Below are 16153 nucleotides of genomic sequence, written 5' to 3' on the forward strand. Positions count from 1 at the left end.
ACACCTCCTCATACCGCACGCCATTCCGTTCAGGCGTCCATGGGGCCGTAGATGGGATCGCCCGGCGGCTCCACATCCTGTGCCTTGTCGCACCACACTTCGATGTCATCTCTGCCGGCCACGGTTTGCCAGAGTTCGCGCATATCGTCGGCGACACGCGCGCGAACCTTGCACATCACGCGGTCTTCGACGCGCGGCCACGACAGCGCGTAGGCGTGAAGTGCCTGGCGGCCAAATGCCTTTTCGTAAAACGAAGCTTGCCCCAGCGGATCGCGCCGGTTGGCGAGCGCGTACGTGTAGTCGCGATCGCCCACAAGGGGCATGCCGTGATAGGCCATCTGGGCCCGGATCTGATGGGTCCGGCCAGTCTCGAGGACGAGTGCCACCAGCGCGAGCGGCCCAGCCTGCACCAGCGGGAGAACGTGGGTGACCGCGCGATCCCCCCGTTCGGGGGGCACGACGATGCGCCGCGACGGGCGGTGCGGGTTCGGCGCCAAGCCGTCCACAAACGTGATCCACCGCCCGGTTTCACAGCCCTCGGGTGCGTAGACGATGGCTACGTAGCGCCTGTCGACGAGACCTTGGCGAAGGGCGCGATCCAACTGATGGTGCGCGTGCGCGTGTTTGGCGATGAGAACTGCACCCGACGTGTACTTGTCCAGCCGGTGGACGGCGTGTGGCACGCCGCTATCGCGAAGGTAGTGTGCGGCAGCAGCTAGAAGCGATCCGCGGCGCTCGTGCGGAGACGGATGCGTCAACATACCTGCAGGCTTGTTGACGACGATCACGTCATCGTCTTCGTAACAGATCTCGAGCGGGATATCCTCGGGCTCGACCGCGACCTCCTCCTCCGGCCGTTCCCAGGTGACGCGATCGCCGTCCTGCACAATGACCGACAGGTAGACCGGTTCTCCGTTCACATAAAATCCACCCGCCTGAATGATGCGCCGGAGCATCCTGCGGGACATGCCGAGCCGCCCGCTCAGCACGGACGACAAGCGCCGACCCGCGAGGTCGCTTGGCACCACGTATTCCTCCAACAACCGTTCCCACCCCCTACACGTCACAGGCCGAGGTGGCGCACAGAGAAGTACAGGTACGCCACGCCGATGGCGACGAGACCGCCGAGTACCGCTGCATACAGCAACTTATCCAGGGTGCGCATGCCAACTCACCTCATTTTAACTTTCTCGGCGCGACCTTGCCCTATGCGGCGTTTGCGCCGTATGCGAACGGGCCATAACAAAGATGGGCTCGTTCGCCCGAACAAGAGGTGCTTTCAGCATGTCCAACGTCCCTTACACCTACCGAGTGGTTGGCCGCGAAGCCGCGGTTTGGCATACGTCGCCCTGCGCTCACGGGTGCGATTATATCATTCAAATCCTTGGACCGGACCACGATGTACAGATGGAATTCTGCCCGCTTGACGCGGAGCAACTCGCCGGGCTGTTGCTCGAAGCCGTCGAATGGAGTCATCGGTCCGACTAGCTTGTCATACTTGTCCCCTCGAGCGCGTACATCTCTCCATAAAACAGGCCGCGAGGCTGTGTCAAAGGGGAGATGCGAATGTTTGGCCGCCGTTGGCAGGCCCTCATGGCCGGAGCCCTCGCGTTTGTCGCTGCCGTCGGACTCTGGACGGGCGACCGAGCGAACCGGGCGCCGGAAACCGTAGCCCCCGTCGTCGACGCCCGCACAGCGCCCGAGCGCTCCTCGAGCCTCTCGCTCTTGCCGCGAGTGGAATGGACGGCACACCGCGCGCCTTCGGCGGAACCGTCCCACTCGGGCGCGCTCGACGTCCACCTCGTGCACCGTCCGATGAGTGCCCCGATGGTTCAGGTGGAGATGCGGCACGCGGAGATGCGCCACGCATCCGCCGTCCACCTTCGTGGTGCGAGCGCGGTGGCGAAGAAGCCCGTTCGAACGACACTCCTCCGCGTCCACGCAGGGGAGTGCCTGTGGAGCATTGCCGAAACCCATCACACGACCGTGGCGGAATTGATGCGCGATAACCACCTTCACTCCACAGTTCTTCGAGTGGGACAGGTATTGCGTCTGCCCGCGGGCGTTCACCGCCCATTCGCGTTGCCGAAGTCGCCGAAAGCGAGTTCCTCGCCTCTCGTGCCGAGCCTGACCTACACGGTCCAACCGGGGGACTCGCTTTGGGAGATCTCGAACATCTTTGGCGTCTCGATTTCCGCCATCTGCAGCGCGAATCACCTGACCCAAGCGGCCATCTATCCCGGCCAACGGCTCGTCATCGAGCCTTCCAGCGCCTTCGGCGGATCGCAGGCACAAAGCGTGCTGTTGCGCGAAGCACCGTCTTGGCTGATCCCTATCTACAAGGCGGCCGGCGCCAAGTACGACATTCCCTGGACCGTGCTCGCCGCCATCCACAAAGTCGAGACGGATTTCAGCACGGACGGCGACATCGAATCGTACGCCGGCGCCATCGGACCTATGCAGTTCATGCCATCGACCTTTGCCATCTTCGGGGTCCCTGCCCCAGGCCATAAAGTTGCGAACATCCACAACGTCGAGGACGCCATCTACTCGGCCGCGAACATGCTGCACCGGGAAGGATTCAGTTCAGATCCGTACTACGCCATTTGGACGTACAATCACTCGGCGAGCTACGTCGAGGACGTCCTGCACTTGGCAGTCACCTGACGGCGGAGATGGCCCCGCGCAAAATCTGCTTGAGCGCGCGCTCCATCGCCAGTGGCACGTCGTTGGGCGTTCTCGCGATGGCGAACGCGTGCCCGTACAGGTAACGCACGGCGTCGACGAGGGCCGCATCCACATCGCTCGCCACGACGAGGTGCACGACCTCGATACCCCGAGCGCGGACCTCTGCCACCGCGCGCCGCGTGTCCTCGTAGCCTCCCTCGTATCCCTCGGCAGCCGGCCTCGCGTCACTCACCAAAACCATCCATTTCGACGCCTGCGCAAACCGCGCCAGGCGCGCTGCGACGTGCCGTATCGCCGCGCCATCCCGATTGTCCAGTTCCGGTCGAAGCGCCCAAACCGCGGCGAGCGCGCCGGGATCGCGCGACTTTTCAAACGGCACGACGTCCCAGATGACCGTCTCCAGGCGCGAAGCGCCCATCGGGGCATCGTCTTCCCAATAGGCCGAGACGCCAAACGACGCGCCCAGTGCGCGCAACACATCCCCGAGCATCACAACGGCTTCTTTGCACGCGGGCAGGTACGGTTCCATGGAGCCCGAGACGTCGATGAGGATCTGCACGGCTGCGTCGTGCGCCAGAGGCCGCTCTTTTCTCGCCAGCACGCGCGGATACGGCTCGAACGCGACGCGCTCCACGTGCTTCAGCGTGCGCCCATGGCGCGACAACCCGCCTCCCCAAGCTCGGCGGCGCTCAAGATATTTCGCGAGGAGGCTCTGAAGCCGACGTCGATCCCGCGCCTGCGCGCGGCGCACGGACCGAAGCCAGTCTTGAGCCTCAGGCGTCGGGGGAACGTAGCCGCGCTCTCGGATGGCGTAGTCCGCATCCAGCCCCTGTTCGGCGCGAGGCGCCTCGTCGGCCTCCAGTCGTCCCTCGTGTTCCCCGCGAGTGTGGCTGCGCCGCGGCGGGCCTGACAGGCGAGCGAATGCCGTTCGTCCCACCTGCGCGACGTCATCGTCACCCAGCCGCCCCGCTCGAGCGGTCGGCGCCGCGCGGGAGCCCGTTTTCGCCGGTCCCTGGAGCAAGGCTCCGCGTTCCTCGTCCCGGGGTCGCGTCCAGATCTCCACGCGCGGATTCGACGCGCCTTCGACGGGTTCACTGTGGCGAAGCGCATGGCGTGATCGCGAGGGCGTATGAAAGCCCTCCAGATCTGCCGTGTCGCGAGAGGCTCCCGGGGCGAGATCCAACCAGATCTCGGCCAAATCTTCCACGCTCCGCCGCGCCATCGCCTCGCTTAGGCGATCCGCGGCCCACGCGGCAGCGAGAAGGGTGTCGCCTGAGAGCGCACTGCGCACGCTCATCGAGCGCCCGAGAAGTTCCGCCAACAGTTCCAAGTAGACGCACTCGGCGATGTCGATCCGGCCACCGTCTCGAGATCTCCATGCGGCCTGCCTTCGGACGCGGCTGCGATGAAAGGCCATTCGCTTGGCGAAGAGCCTTGCGACGCGTGGCCGCTCTCGAGAAAGCCAGAACATCAGGCGCGCGTCCTCGACGGTCATAAGCCATTGCCAAGCAAGCTTCGGGGCTTGGCATCTCTCCGACTCGCGGCGCGCGCTGAACAGGGCCGCCACATCGGTCAGCCGAACGCTACCTCCAGCGCGCAGGTACACCTCGGCGCGCTCAAGCGCCCGCCGTTCCGCCCCACTTGCGGTCCGGTACGCATCGGGCAACTCGATGACACCTGTAGCGAGGTTGATGCTTGAGAGGCGGCCATACCTGCAACAAAGGCGGGCGTTGCGCGACAGAGCGCGAGCGAGGCCGGTGTACAGCGAGAGCGAAGGCTCGTCCTCGTATGGACTCGTGAAACGAAACATCCGCCCGCCTCCCTATGCGCCGCCAAAGTAGCTCGACGCGAGTTCCATGACCAGATCCTGTTCCCGCGGATCGCTGAGTTTGCCGGCGATGGCATAGCGAATCGCCCGCAGGGGCGGCATCTGTGTCGAGAGGTCGCACGCGTCCAAAAGAGCGCGAATGGACGCGGCTTCGACAGGGAGTTCCCCGACTTCGCTTGCCCGGACCAGATCGGCCGACAGGCGAACGAACCGTTCGACGTGATCTCGGCTCGATAGCGCGGTGGCCTCGCGAATCAATTCTGCCAGCACGTCGCCCTGGACGTAGGACACGTCGAATACGACGAAACGGTTCAGCAGGGCTTCGTTGAGGGGCGAGGTGCCGGCGTACCCCTCGTTGATGGCCGCAATCACGCAGAAGTTCGGGTGGGCTTCCACCAGCTCGGCAGTCAGCGGATTGGTCAGTTGGCGGCGGTGGTCGAGTGCACCGTGCAAAACGGGCAGGACCTCGGGCCGAGCGACGTTGAGCTCGTCGATGTACAGCATACGGCCGAGCCGCATCGCCCGAATGACGGGGCCTTCGACGTATTCAACGACGGTTCTGCCTTCGGCAATCCCGAGCGTCCGATAGCCAAGAAGGGCCTCTAAATCGAGATCGACCGAGCAGTTCACAGACTCCATCTCGAGGCCGAGCCTTTCCGCAAGCGCCTCGGCGAGGCGCGTTTTGCCGCTCCCTGTGGGACCGCGCAGCAACAGGTGCTTGCCGAGCCGAAGCGCGGCTTCCGCGTCGTCCACCAGGTGGGGGCTATTCGCAAGAAAGCGCGGCGAACCCCGGCTGGTGATCGGCGCCTCCCGTCCGCTGTCGATGTCCATGCGTCCCTCACCCCTTTCTGAATCCGGGCACGTGTCCTTAGCGCGTGGATCTCACGTGGCGTACGATATGCCAGAACCGCGAAGAGGAGGTGGCTGATATGTACGGCGTGTTTGGTAGCTACACGCAGTGGGCCGTCGTGTTTCTGATCATCTTCGTGCTGTTCTTCCTGTTGGTGCCCGCGTACGGCGCCCCCGCAACCTGCTGAGCATGCGGAAAGGCCGCCCCGCCGGGCGGCCCGTTTTCCGTGGCGCGACGAGCGCATGAAATGCGCCCCAGCGAGCAAGATTAAGTGCGCAACGTGAAACCGAGGTGCGCTGGGGGCTACGACATGGTGTTCATTGCATGGTTCATCGTGGCATTCGTCGCTGCCGTTCTCATCGTGTACTTTGCGAAACCGCGCCGGCGCGAGTGAATTCAACCTTCCTCGATCCGGCAGAGTACATCGTCCATGCGGACGTGATCGCCCTCTTTGGCGACAATCTCCTTCAACACCCCGCTCACTTCCGCGGGCACTTCGACGGTCACCTTGTCCGTCGTCACCTCAAGCAACGGCTCGTCCTTCTCGACGCGGTCGCCCTCCGCCTTCAGCCAGGACGTGACGACCGCCTTGGTGACGCTGTCCCCCAGTTGGGGCAGGCGTACCTCCACCATGTGAACCCTCCTTCAATCCGCCCGAAGTTCAATGGGCTCGCGCCATATGGCCTGCGCCTGAGACGGCGAAAGCTGGCCGTCGTCCACCATGTTCTCCAGCACCACCTGTTGACGAGATCGCGCAAGGGCGTAATGGGTCAACGGGTCGTATGCGGAGGGGGCGTTCGGCAGTCCGGCCACGAGCGTGAGCTCACCCGCGTTACAATCCCACGGCGGCTTGCCAAAATACGTCTCACAGGCATTATACAACCCGTACGCGCCGTGGCCAAAGTACACGACGTTGGTGTACAGCGTGAAGACCTCTTGCTTGGACATGGTGTCGTACAGGCCGATGGCGTACCACGCCTGCAGCAGCTTTCGCCGAAGCGTTTTTTGCTTGCCCAGAAGCGTGTTGTCGACCAATTGTTGCGTTAACGTCGACCCGCCTTCCACGTAGCCGTCGCGCTCCACATCCACCACGACGCTTCGCACAATCCCAATGGGATCGATGCCGGGATCGGACCAGAATCGCCGGTCCTCGGTGGCGATCACGGCCTGGCGAAACACGGCGGGGATTTGGCCGTATCGGATGGGATGCACATGCTTGTCGAGCATGCGCACGGCCGCCGCCTGCCTCACGCGCGTGGCGATAGGATTCAACGTGTGAAAGTATACGTCCTGCCCGACCCAGAAGGCCACCAGGCCGAGAAGCGCCCGCATCCACCCGCGCTTGAAACCGCGTCTCAATCGCTCACCGCCTCAGGGCCGTTTTATTCCCTTGCGTATCACCCCGTTCAGATAAGCGAGAATGCCATGGCGCGTGAGCAGCCCGACGAACTTTCCGCTCTCGTCTTCCACGCACAAAAACGGCGCGTCGATGCTGAGTTGAAGTGCGCGCAGAAACGGCTCCCATCGCCCGATGCGGTGAAAGTCCGTGCGCATCACATCCTGGACGGTGAACGTCGAAAGCGCCTCAAACTCAATGCGCTCGAGCCCCAGAATCCGGTCCAGGATGAGTGTCTTGCTGATGATGCCCACCACCCGCCCGTCCGTCGTCACGACAGGAATGGCCGAATAGCCGGATTTAATCAAAACCAACAGCGCATGCTCCGCGCTGTGCTGCGGATGTACGCAAGCCACATCGTCCGCGTCGATGATGAGGCGAGCAATGTCCTCGTCCTGCAACGTCAAAGACTGCATAGTCTCCATAGACATAGACGAACGTCTCCTTGAAGCACAGACTGTGCCTGTCGGTGTTCGCCTCGTATTTTACCAGAACGCGGTCGCCGCCGATACGGCGACGCCGCGCCTCCCATCACGACACGGGTCCCACGCGACGGTGCGTCATGTCGGGCGGCGGCACGACAGCCGGGTCCAGCCGTTCATGCGCGATCTCGGGTGCGACGCCTCCGTCCTGCTGCAACCGGTCAATCCCGTCGTACACCGAATCCAGGTAGACCTCGCTCCCGTGCGCCTGGTTGCCATCCGACACAGGCGTGTGGCCGCGTTCGTCCGCCATGGCTCTCGCCTCCTTCGCATGGATTCCCATCTGTTATCATGACCACGCAAGGACGGCGTTATTCGACCCCAAGGACGCGCCTCGCTCACCTTGGGTTCAAGGCCCGTCGGCTTTTTGATAGAGGAAGGGTGCGACAAGGCGAAGCCCGCACGCATCCATCCCGACCAACTGCTCGGTGCTTCCCACGAACAGATGACCTCCCGGCTTCAACGCCTGAGAAAACCCCGCGATGATCCGCTGTTTGGCGGCATCAGTCAAATAGATCAGGAGATTTCGGCATACGATGAGATCGAGATCGCGAGGATACGGATCGGCGAGAAGATTGTGCCGCTCGAAGCGGACGCACTGCCGGACCGCAACCGACACACGCCATCCTTCCGGCGTTGGCTCAAAAAAGCGTTGCAGGCGGTCCGGAGATACATTCGCCAAGGCGCGGGGCGAATAGACGCCGTGCAAAGCCTGTTCGAGCGCCCGCTCGTCCACATCCGTGGCCCAAATATCGGCGTGAAGCCCAAGTTCGGCACAGACCATGGCCAGGCTATAAGGCTCCTCACCGTGGGCGCAACCCGCGCTCCATGCGCGAAAGGGCGAGGCCGCGACAACCTCAAGCTTCGCCTTGAGATCGGCCCATCGCTCGGGGTTCCGAAAAAATTCTGACACTTGAATCGTGATGCGATCCACCAGTTCCCGGAGAAGCGAGGCGTCGCACGAGAGCGCGGCCGCATAGGACGCGAAGTCCGAGAAACCGCGCCTATCTCGAAGGTGGGCTAGACGTCGCTCCATCTGGGGCCGCTTGTAATGACTCAGATCGATCCCGGTCAATCGTCGAACGCGCTCCACAAACTCAAGATACGGGTCCAGGATGACTCACTCCATAAAGGCGGGGATTTCTTTGGGGGACACGAAGTGGGATCTCGGCATCGCGCTCTCCGGAGGCACGCTCAAAGCCGCGGCGCACGTGGGCGTGCTTTCCGCACTTGATCAGCTGGGCATCCGCCCGGACGCCATCGCAGGCACGAGCGCGGGATCACTTGTCGGATGCCTGTACGCATACGGCTATCGCTCCGAAGATCTCGAGCGACTGGTTCGCTCATTTCCCGGTTGGCGCCTTGTAGACTATGGGTTTCCCGCCGTGCAGTCCGCCTTGGCCCTCGCGGCCAGCCGCCTCGGCATGGGTGCCACTCGAGATCCTGTTCCGCCGGCCCTGTTACGCGGCGTGCGTTTTCGCCAGTACGTCGAGCGCCTCCTCGCACACCGCCGGCCTCAAATGCCGGTGTTTGTGCTCGCGACGGACCTCATCTCTGGACGCCCCATCGTCTTCACGCCGAATGACCTCCGACTAGATGCCGTGGAACGAACCGAAGCCATAGCGATAGCCGTCGCTGGCAGTTGTGCGCTTCCTGGCGTGTTTCGTCCTGTGCAGCACGGTCCCTACCTGCTCGTGGACGGCGCCATGCGCCACTACGTGCCGGTCTCCGTGCTGCGCCAACTCGGGTGTCGCAGGATTCTCGCTGTCAATCTGTACAGACTCCCCGCCGAATTTCGCCCCAAAACCATGATCGACGTCTTTCTCCGCGCCTTCGACATTCTCCTGCGAGAATCGATTGACAACGATCTCGACGCCCCTTCGGTGCTCCTTCTGGAACCCGACCTGAGCGCAATCAAGGGACACCCGTTTGAGCGCCTGCCGGGGTACATTCGCGCGGGGCGCGCGTGTGTAGAACAACAAGCCGAGGCGATTCGCAACTTTGTGCGTTCGTGACGCATGAAAAAACCCGCGCATAAGCGCGGGCCATCTCACGCCAACCAGGCGTCCACGGTTCGCTCGTACGTCAGCGCACCCTCCGGGAACCATAGCTCGATCTCCCGCTTCGCGCTCTCGGGCGAATCGGAACCGTGCACGACGTTCATGCCGATTGTGAGGCCGAGATCGCCGCGAATCGTGCCGGGAGCGGCCTCAGCCGGATTGGTCTTGCCCATCATCGCACGCACTACGGCGATGGCGTTCTCGCCCTCCCAGATCATGGCGAACACAGGCGACGACGTGATGAACTGAACCAAGTCGCCAAAGAAGGGCCGCTCGCGGTGCTCCGCATAATGCGACTCCGCTAGCTCCTTCGAAACCTGTACGAGTTTGGCAGCGACGAGCTTCAGCCCCTTGCGCTCGAATCGCGCCACAATTTCACCGACGAGTCCACGCTGTACGCCGTCGGGCTTCACCATGACAAATGTCTGTTCACGGGCCATGTCTTCCATCCCTCGCTCTGTGCTTGTTGTCCGCGGGCAGGCCACAGACGGCGCTATTGTAAGAAATTCGCCAGGCTCAATGCAAGTCAGTACTGTCGGCGAAGGATGAACGAGGTGAGGCCCATCAACTGCTCGCGGACCGTTTCACGGCCTACCCCTTGCAGGAGCTCCCTCGATTTCTCGAGATATCGCTCTGCCAGGCGTTCCGCGTCCGCAAGCGCTCCCGACGCCACAACGAGTTGAATGGCTTCCTCGGCCTCCTCCTCGCGCATCCCCTCGCGCACCAAGGCCCTGAGGCGCTCACCAATCCCCGGGCGAGACGACGCCAACAGCGCCGGCAGCGTCAAATTTCCCTGGCGCAGGTCTCCGCCCACAGGTTTGCCCACAATCTCCGCTGCTCCCGTGAAGTCGAGCAAGTCGTCCACAATCTGAAACGCCATCCCGACCGCGTGTCCGAATCGCGCGAGTGCCGCGACCTCGCGCGGGTGAACGCCTCCCACCATCGCACCCAATTGACAGCTCAGCGAGATGAGCAGCGCCGTCTTGCGGTGAATGCGGCGCAGATACGTCATCACGCCTTGCGACCAATTGTAAAAGTCCTCAATCTGTTCGATCTCGCCCTCACACAAGAGCACAATGCCCTTCGCCATCAGCCGGTGAACTTCCAGGTTGTCCACTTCGGCGAGCAGCTGAATGGCGCGAGCGAACAAGTAGTCGCCCGTGTACATCGCAGCCAGATTGCCGTAACTCTTCCGGACCGTGGGCCTGCCTCGCCGGAGGTCGGCACGGTCGATCACGTCGTCATGCACTAACGTCGCCATGTGAATCATCTCAAGCGCCGCGGCGACCTTGGCAACATCTTCAGACCATTCGCGCTCGCCGAGGCCGCAGATGAGCGCAAACAGAGGACGAATCCGCTTGCCTCCGGCCTCGAGCAGCGTCCGTCCCGCTTTTGCGAGATCCGCGTGATCCGCGCGCGCACGCTCGTCCAACAGCCGTTCGACGCGATCGAGTTCTTGGCGGTACAGAAGATAGATTTCATGGAATTCCACGCCGACCGCTCCTCATTTCCATCCGATGTGGAAGGCCGCGATGCCAAACGTCAGCGGGCGGCTCCAAACGTCGCGCAAGCCCACGCGTCGAAACATCTCCTCGAGTCCCTTCCGATCAGGAAAGTCGATGAGCGACTCCGGCAGCCAGGCGTACGGCGCTCGATCCCCCACCACAAGCTCCCCGATTTTGGGGAGAATGCGGTAAAAGTAAAAGTAGTACAGCCGCCGAAACCACGCGGCCTCCGGCTTCGACAGCTCGAGCGAGACCACCGCGCCGCCCGGCTTCACCACTCGGGCCATCTCGCGCAAACAGCCTTCGGCACTCGGCATGTTGCGCAGGGCAAAGCCGATGGTGCATAGGTCAAAGGTGTTGTCTGGGAACGGGAGGTTCATCGCGTCGCCGTGTACAAATTGGACGCGATCGCGAAACGCGAACCGCTCCAGCCTCTCTTCCGCGACCTCCAGCATGGCCTCCGTGAAGTCGAGCCCGATGACCCGCCCCTCGGGTCCAAGCCGCTTGGCGATGGCAAACGTCCACGCGCCTGTGCCTGCAGCTACGTCGAGCACCTGAGAGTTCGGCGTCAGGGGCAACTGGCGCATCGCATAGTGGCGCCACAGCCGATGCTGCTGGAAGCTCAACACCGAGTTCATCGCGTCGTAGCGCCGCGCGATCTTCGAAAAGACGTCGTGAACGTAAGCCGATTTGTCTCCGTGCATCTCAACGCTTCCCTTCCGCGGCCTGAAGCCCTTGTGGCTCTTCGGGAAGGGCGTAGTCCAGTACGGACCATGTCCCGCGTAGCCGGGCTGCGTCTTTGGGCGTGAGCACAACACCTTCGCGCGCCCGGGAGGAAACGGTGCCGCGCGTAAACACGCGAACCTTCGCCCCACCGGCCAGGACGTGGTGCCGCACCGCCTCCTCCACTTTCGCCATCCACGGCCCCGGGTCTGGGTGATAATGGCGTACCAAGGCTCGCAACAGCTCCGCCTCGATGGTCGACATGCGTTCCACATACACGTCGAGCGACAGCGGCGATGCCATCAGCAGATCCATCTTCGCTTCGTTGATCCGCACGACCGCCTCGCACAACTCATGCATGAGCTGGCGATCTCCGAGTTCAGCGAGGATCAAGTAGTATTTGCTGCTATCGTAATCCCCGGCCAACACCACGAGTCCTTGTTCCGCCGCGCCCCACTCATCGATCTCGTCGTGAATGGAAAGCCCTTGCTCCAGCAAGAGCACGGCGGTGAGCACCCGTTCTGCCTCGCTCTCGGGCACCGCAGCCGACTGCAGGATGGCATAACCGAGATGGAAATGAAATGGACTCACCGCCTGGCGGACCTTCCGCTTGGCCAAGTAGTCGTGATCCATATGCGCCTTGGCGCAACGCGCGACGCGTTGAAACATTGCCTCCCGAGCGTCCGTCAAGCCGGTGTCATCTCCTTCGAACGGGCCGACCCTCGTATGCTGCGGATAGTATATCATAAATGGTGGACGCTCACGCGTCCTCGTCGGTCCGCACGATCCCGTACCTCGTGTAGATGACCGCTTTTCCTCGGACTTTGATGGCCGAGGTGTGCTCTGTAAACTGCGCGATCATGACTTCACTCTTGTCCAACTTCTCTGCGTGGTGAAACCGCGTCTGCGGGCCACGCGTCATGCCGTTGACCTGAACTCCATTTTCGAGCGCCCGAATGACCACGTAGTCGCCGCTGTAGGGCGTGTCAGCCAAGGCCGCAGCCTCCTTCGAATCCGCCTAAAATACGAAGACCAGCGTTCAACACGCTGGTCACTGGTCGGAATGACGGGATTTGAACCCGTGACCTCTACCTCCCCAAGGTAGCGCGCTACCAGGCTGCGCCACATCCCGACGTTCTTCGCTCTTTTCGTGAAGCCGTTGATGATTGTAACACGCACCTCCCGTTTGTGCAAGAGCATGAGGCCTCTGTGTGTTGGAGTTGGCTTGCGCGTCGACCTGAAGCCTCGCTCATTCACACGGCGATGACGCGGCCTGTCCTTGAGCCACGCCATCGCCGCGCCGAATCAGAAGGTTGTGATCACGTTGAAACCTTTGGTTTCAAATCTCGTCATCTTGTCAAACACTTCGTTGACCTCTTCGAGCCGGACCTCTCGCTCCACCAGGTTTCTTGGCCTCAGGCGGCCTTCGGCCACCAGTGCGAGGAGCCCCGCGTAGTCCGGGTGCGGTATGCCGAGGCTCCCCACCACTTCAATCTCGCAACTGGTGATGAGATCCATGGGAAGGGGCACAAAGCCGCCCTCTTGCGACGTGGTGAGCCCGATTTGGACGTGTCTTCCTCCTTTGCGAAGGCTCAACACGGAGTTCAGGACCGTGTCCCGGATCCCAAGCGCGTCGATGCTCACGTGGGCCCCGCCCTTGGTAATCTCCCGGATGGCCTCCACTACAGGCTGCGTTTTGGCGTTGACGACCTCACACGCGCCTTCCGCGCGCGCCTTAGCCAGCTTCTCGTCGTCCACGTCCACCGCGATGACACGAGCGCCCACCGCGTACGCCGTCTGAATGGCCGAGAGGCCCACGCCGCCCGCGCCGTGCACGGCCACCCACTGTCCAGGCTTGACACCGCCCCGCATGACGCCATGATATCCGGTCATGAATCGACACCCGATCGCGGCCGCCGTCAGGGCGTCGACGCCTTCCGGCAGGCGAATCAGATTCAAGTTCGCGTTGCGGACGACCACATACTCTGCGAAGCTGCCGTCCCAACTGAATCCGTAGATACCGACGTGATCGCACCGGTTTGGCACGCCCGCGTGACAGTATTCACAGTGCCCACACGCATAGTGAAACGGCACCGTCACCTTGTCGCCGACTTGAAAATCGCGCACCTCGCGCCCCAACGCGACGATCTCGCCGCCGAACTCGTGACCGGGCGTGATGGGCAACTGCGGCGACAGCCCGAGCCACGTCCAGTCCCCCATCCATCCATGCCAGTCGCTTCGACAGATGCCGGTCGCCTCCACCCGGATGACGGCGTCCTCTGGCCCCGGTGTCGGATCCGGCACGCGTTCAATGACGAGTGGCTCGCGAAAGCCTACCATTCTCGCTGCTTTCACGGCTTGTCCACGCTCCCTTTTCGTTTGGTCGGACCTGCGTCCTCTCCATGTCTATGAGCGCATGTCCGCTTTCATGCGTGCCCGGAGACGCGACAAAGCCCGCCCGATCGCGCGGAACGGGCGGGAACTTGAAATGCGTTCATAGGATGATAGCGATGAGACCGCCGCTGCCCTCGTTGATGATGCGCTGCAGGGTCTCTTTCAGCTTGAACTGCGCGCTTTCCGGCATGAGCGACAGCTTTGCCGAGATGCCCTCTCGAACGATGGCCGCAAGGGACTTGCCGAAAATGTCGCTCTCCCAGATCTTGAGTGGGTCCTTTTCGAAGTCCTGCATCAGATACCGCACGAGCTCCTCCGACTGCTTCTCCGTACCGACAATCGGCGCGAACTCGCTCTCCACGTCCACCCGGATCATGTGAATCGAAGGAGCTGTCGCTTTGAGCCGGACGCCGAACCGAGATCCTTGTTTGATAAGCTCCGGTTCGTCGAGCGTCATCTCCTCGAGCGCAGGCGGCGCAATGCCGTATCCCGTGAGCTTCACCATGCGCAGCGCGTCCGCCACCTTGTCGTACTCGCGCTTTGCGTACGTGAACTCTTTCATCATCTTCAGCAGCTGGTCGCGACCGGTGATTTGCACGCCGACGATCTCCGTCAGCACCTGATCGTACAGTTCATCCGGCGCGTCCAGTTCAATGACGGCAATCCCGTGGCCCATGTCCATGTGGGCGAGACCGCAGGACGAGACGAACGAGTACTGCGCGAACTGGGCAACCACGCGATCGATGTCGCGCACGCGGCGGATGTCCCGGATGGTCTCGCGGACGGCCTCTTCAAACTGCTGGCGCAGCCAGTGATCGGGATCGAGCACCATGACCCAGTTCGGCAGGTTGACGTTGACCTCTTTGACCGGGAACTCGTACAGCGCCTCGCGAAGCACATAGTAGATCTCGTGCGTCGTCAACGTGGCACAGGAGAGAGCCAGGACCGGCACGTCGTACTTCGCAGCAAGCTCCTCCCGAAGCTGGAGCACGCGCGGGTGATCCGGCGTGACCGAATTGACAATCATGACAAACGGCTTGCCGAGTTCCTTCAGTTCGGCGACCACGCGCTCCTCAGCCGTGACGTAGTTTTCGCGCGGAATTTCGGCCACGGACCCGTCCGTTGTGACGACGATGCCGATGGTCGAATGGTCCGCAATCACCTTGCGCGTGCCAATCTCAGCTGCCTCCTGAAACGGGACGGGATCGTCAAACCACGGGGTCGTGACCATCCGCGGCCCGTTCTCGTCCTCGTAACCGCGGGCGCCCTCGACCGCATAGCCGACGCAGTCGACGATGCGAACGTTGACGTCCAGCCCTTCCGCGACGTGCACTTGGACCGCTTGATTCGGGATGAATTTGGGTTCTGTCGTCATGATGGTGCGCCCCGCGGCGCTCTGGGGAAGTTCGTCGATGGCGCGGGCGCGGTCGGCCTCGTCCTGAATGTTGGGGATGACAATGAGTTCCATGAACTTCTTAATAAACGTCGATTTGCCAGTGCGCACGGGGCCGACCACGCCGAGGTATATATCGCCCCCCGTCCGCTCCGCAATGTCTTGAAAGACGTCGAATTTTTCCACGATTCTCCCTCCTCGAGATGACCGGCGTGGACAGCATGAACGCATGCCTCGCCCCGGCCCACCGACAATCCACGTAGACCGTCACGCAATCGATGGACAGTAGCCAATATATGCGGCGCAAAGGCCGGTATGCTTCGCGAAGCAGAGCGCCTCGTCCCTGACGCCACTATGTATACGGGAGAGAGAATCGAGGTAGAACCACGACAAGAGGAGAAGCGGAGCAGACAAGGGATCCACGCACTCGAAGGCGCGGATCCCCAGCATCGTCAGCGCTGAATGTGTTGACGGTACGCTTCAGCGTCCAACAGCGCCTCGAGTTCTGAGGGGTCCGACATTTCGACGACAATCATCCAAGCTTCCTCGTACGGCGACTCGTTGACCTTCTCCGGCGCGTTGGCGAGCGCCTCATTGACTTCGATGACGCGCCCGCTGACCGGCGCGTATAAGTCGGAGACCGTCTTCACGGACTCTACCGTGCCGAAGGTCTCACCGGCCTTGAGCTCGGCGCCCTTCTCCGGCAATTCGACGTAGACAATGTCGCCTAGTTCGTCCTGCGCATAATCCGTGATCCCGATGTAGGCGCGCGATCCGTCGACCCGCACCCATTCGTGTTCGCGCGAATACTTAAGTCCCTCAGGAATGTTCACG

Annotated in this window: 20 protein-coding genes and 1 tRNA gene; 4 read left to right on the forward strand and 17 right to left on the reverse strand. The window is 62.4% G+C overall.

Annotated features, from left to right (window positions below; translation table 11 throughout):
• Positions 1 to 29: 29 nt before the first annotated feature.
• Positions 30 to 1043 (reverse strand): RluA family pseudouridine synthase, encoded by a 1014-nt coding sequence (locus TC41_RS07270; protein ID WP_237700062.1) that lies wholly within the window; start codon positions 1041 to 1043, stop codon positions 30 to 32.
• 241 nt (positions 1044 to 1284) lie between these two features.
• Here TC41_RS07270 and TC41_RS07275 point away from each other — a divergent pair, with 241 nt between their 5' ends.
• Both TC41_RS07275 and TC41_RS07280 read left to right on the forward strand, forming a co-directional pair.
• Entirely contained in the window at positions 1285 to 1488 is a 204-nt protein-coding gene (locus tag TC41_RS07275) for a hypothetical protein (protein WP_041695167.1), read from the forward strand.
• A gap of 78 nt (positions 1489 to 1566) precedes the next feature.
• Positions 1567 to 2667, forward strand: coding sequence for a lytic transglycosylase domain-containing protein (locus TC41_RS07280; RefSeq protein WP_014464375.1), 1101 nt, complete (start codon positions 1567 to 1569; stop codon positions 2665 to 2667).
• Here TC41_RS07280 and TC41_RS07285 read toward each other — a convergent pair.
• Positions 2660 to 4498, reverse strand: coding sequence for a nitric oxide reductase (locus TC41_RS07285; RefSeq protein ID WP_014464376.1), 1839 nt, complete (start codon positions 4496 to 4498; stop codon positions 2660 to 2662). The genes TC41_RS07280 and TC41_RS07285 overlap by 8 nt on opposite strands.
• A 12-nt stretch (positions 4499 to 4510) precedes the next feature.
• Entirely contained in the window at positions 4511 to 5347 is an 837-nt protein-coding gene (locus tag TC41_RS07290) for an ATP-binding protein (protein WP_041695168.1), read from the reverse strand.
• A gap of 290 nt (positions 5348 to 5637) precedes the next feature.
• On the opposite strand from TC41_RS07290, the gene TC41_RS17040 reads away from it, so the two are divergent.
• Entirely contained in the window at positions 5638 to 5760 is a 123-nt protein-coding gene (locus TC41_RS17040) for a hypothetical protein (RefSeq protein ID WP_014464379.1), read from the forward strand.
• Positions 5761 to 5762: 2 nt separating this feature from the next.
• Here TC41_RS17040 and TC41_RS07295 read toward each other — a convergent pair whose 3' ends face one another.
• From TC41_RS07295 to TC41_RS07315, 5 genes are all read right to left on the reverse strand, one after another.
• A complete protein-coding gene (locus TC41_RS07295) occupies positions 5763 to 5999 on the reverse strand; it encodes a biotin/lipoyl-containing protein (protein WP_014464380.1) in 237 nt (78 codons plus the stop codon).
• 12 nt (positions 6000 to 6011) lie between these two features.
• On the reverse strand, positions 6012 to 6725 hold the full coding sequence (locus tag TC41_RS07300) for a biosynthetic peptidoglycan transglycosylase (protein ID WP_237700063.1): 714 nt from the start codon (positions 6723 to 6725) through the stop codon (positions 6012 to 6014).
• Between the two features lie 12 nt (positions 6726 to 6737).
• The gene (cbpB, locus tag TC41_RS07305) at positions 6738 to 7193 is read right to left on the reverse strand and encodes a cyclic-di-AMP-binding protein CbpB (RefSeq protein ID WP_049784344.1); all 456 of its coding nucleotides are present in this window, start codon (positions 7191 to 7193) and stop codon (positions 6738 to 6740) included.
• A gap of 100 nt (positions 7194 to 7293) precedes the next feature.
• Positions 7294 to 7497: a hypothetical protein gene (locus TC41_RS07310; protein WP_008341032.1), complete on the reverse strand. Its 204-nt coding sequence runs from the start codon at positions 7495 to 7497 to the stop codon at positions 7294 to 7296.
• A 96-nt stretch (positions 7498 to 7593) separates the two neighbouring features.
• On the reverse strand, positions 7594 to 8337 hold the full coding sequence (locus TC41_RS07315) for a CheR family methyltransferase (RefSeq protein ID WP_014464384.1): 744 nt from the start codon (positions 8335 to 8337) through the stop codon (positions 7594 to 7596).
• Positions 8338 to 8389: 52 nt separating this feature from the next.
• Here TC41_RS07315 and TC41_RS07320 point away from each other — a divergent pair, with 52 nt between their 5' ends.
• The gene (locus tag TC41_RS07320) at positions 8390 to 9259 is read left to right on the forward strand and encodes a patatin-like phospholipase family protein (RefSeq protein ID WP_014464385.1); all 870 of its coding nucleotides are present in this window, start codon (positions 8390 to 8392) and stop codon (positions 9257 to 9259) included.
• Between the two features lie 35 nt (positions 9260 to 9294).
• On the opposite strand, the gene ndk is transcribed toward TC41_RS07320, so the two are convergent.
• The 9 genes from ndk to gcvH form a co-directional block, all read right to left on the reverse strand.
• Positions 9295 to 9753, reverse strand: coding sequence for a nucleoside-diphosphate kinase (gene ndk / locus TC41_RS07325; RefSeq protein ID WP_014464386.1), 459 nt, complete (start codon positions 9751 to 9753; stop codon positions 9295 to 9297).
• Positions 9754 to 9830: 77 nt separating this feature from the next.
• Positions 9831 to 10796 carry a polyprenyl synthetase family protein gene (locus TC41_RS07330; RefSeq protein WP_014464387.1) on the reverse strand — a complete coding sequence of 322 codons (966 nt, stop codon included), beginning with the start codon at positions 10794 to 10796 and terminating at the stop codon, positions 9831 to 9833.
• A 12-nt stretch (positions 10797 to 10808) separates the two neighbouring features.
• The gene (locus TC41_RS07335; RefSeq protein ID WP_014464388.1) at positions 10809 to 11513 is read right to left on the reverse strand and encodes a demethylmenaquinone methyltransferase; all 705 of its coding nucleotides are present in this window, start codon (positions 11511 to 11513) and stop codon (positions 10809 to 10811) included.
• A 1-nt stretch (position 11514) separates the two neighbouring features.
• Positions 11515 to 12222: a heptaprenyl diphosphate synthase component 1 gene (locus TC41_RS07340; protein WP_237700064.1), complete on the reverse strand. Its 708-nt coding sequence runs from the start codon at positions 12220 to 12222 to the stop codon at positions 11515 to 11517.
• Between the two features lie 70 nt (positions 12223 to 12292).
• Positions 12293 to 12526, reverse strand: coding sequence for a trp RNA-binding attenuation protein MtrB (mtrB, locus tag TC41_RS07345; RefSeq protein ID WP_014464390.1), 234 nt, complete (start codon positions 12524 to 12526; stop codon positions 12293 to 12295).
• A 61-nt stretch (positions 12527 to 12587) separates the two neighbouring features.
• Positions 12588 to 12664: transfer RNA gene (locus TC41_RS07350), tRNA-Pro, on the reverse strand.
• Between the two features lie 173 nt (positions 12665 to 12837).
• The gene (locus TC41_RS07355) at positions 12838 to 13887 is read right to left on the reverse strand and encodes a zinc-dependent alcohol dehydrogenase family protein (RefSeq protein WP_041695170.1); all 1050 of its coding nucleotides are present in this window, start codon (positions 13885 to 13887) and stop codon (positions 12838 to 12840) included.
• Between the two features lie 139 nt (positions 13888 to 14026).
• Entirely contained in the window at positions 14027 to 15505 is a 1479-nt protein-coding gene (spoIVA, locus tag TC41_RS07360; RefSeq protein ID WP_014464392.1) for a stage IV sporulation protein A, read from the reverse strand.
• 266 nt (positions 15506 to 15771) lie between these two features.
• Complete coding sequence (gcvH, locus tag TC41_RS07365; protein WP_014464393.1) at positions 15772 to 16152, reverse strand: glycine cleavage system protein GcvH; 381 nt, start codon at positions 16150 to 16152, stop codon at positions 15772 to 15774.
• Position 16153: the final 1 nt, after the last annotated feature.

Source organism: Alicyclobacillus acidocaldarius subsp. acidocaldarius Tc-4-1, from assembly GCF_000219875.1.
Taxonomy (GTDB): Bacteria; Bacillota; Bacilli; order Alicyclobacillales; family Alicyclobacillaceae; genus Alicyclobacillus; species Alicyclobacillus acidocaldarius_A.

Bases quoted from the DNA above. Each gene is read 5' to 3' on its own strand.
- TC41_RS07275 (WP_041695167.1), top strand. From the start codon at position 1,285: ATGTCCAACGTCCCTTACACCTACCGAGTGGTTGGCCGCGAAGCCGCG.
- TC41_RS07280 (WP_014464375.1), top strand. From the start codon at position 1,567: ATGTTTGGCCGCCGTTGGCAGGCCCTCATGGCCGGAGCCCTCGCGTTT.
- cbpB (WP_049784344.1), bottom strand. From the start codon at position 7,193: ATGTCTATGGAGACTATGCAGTCTTTGACGTTGCAGGACGAGGACATT.
- TC41_RS07335 (WP_014464388.1), bottom strand. From the start codon at position 11,513: ATGCACGGAGACAAATCGGCTTACGTTCACGACGTCTTTTCGAAGATC.
- TC41_RS07310 (WP_008341032.1), bottom strand. From the start codon at position 7,497: ATGGCGGACGAACGCGGCCACACGCCTGTGTCGGATGGCAACCAGGCG.
- TC41_RS07285 (WP_014464376.1), bottom strand. From the start codon at position 4,498: ATGTTTCGTTTCACGAGTCCATACGAGGACGAGCCTTCGCTCTCGCTG.
- TC41_RS07295 (WP_014464380.1), bottom strand. From the start codon at position 5,999: ATGGTGGAGGTACGCCTGCCCCAACTGGGGGACAGCGTCACCAAGGCG.
- ndk (WP_014464386.1), bottom strand. From the start codon at position 9,753: ATGGAAGACATGGCCCGTGAACAGACATTTGTCATGGTGAAGCCCGAC.
- TC41_RS07290 (WP_041695168.1), bottom strand. From the start codon at position 5,347: ATGGACATCGACAGCGGACGGGAGGCGCCGATCACCAGCCGGGGTTCG.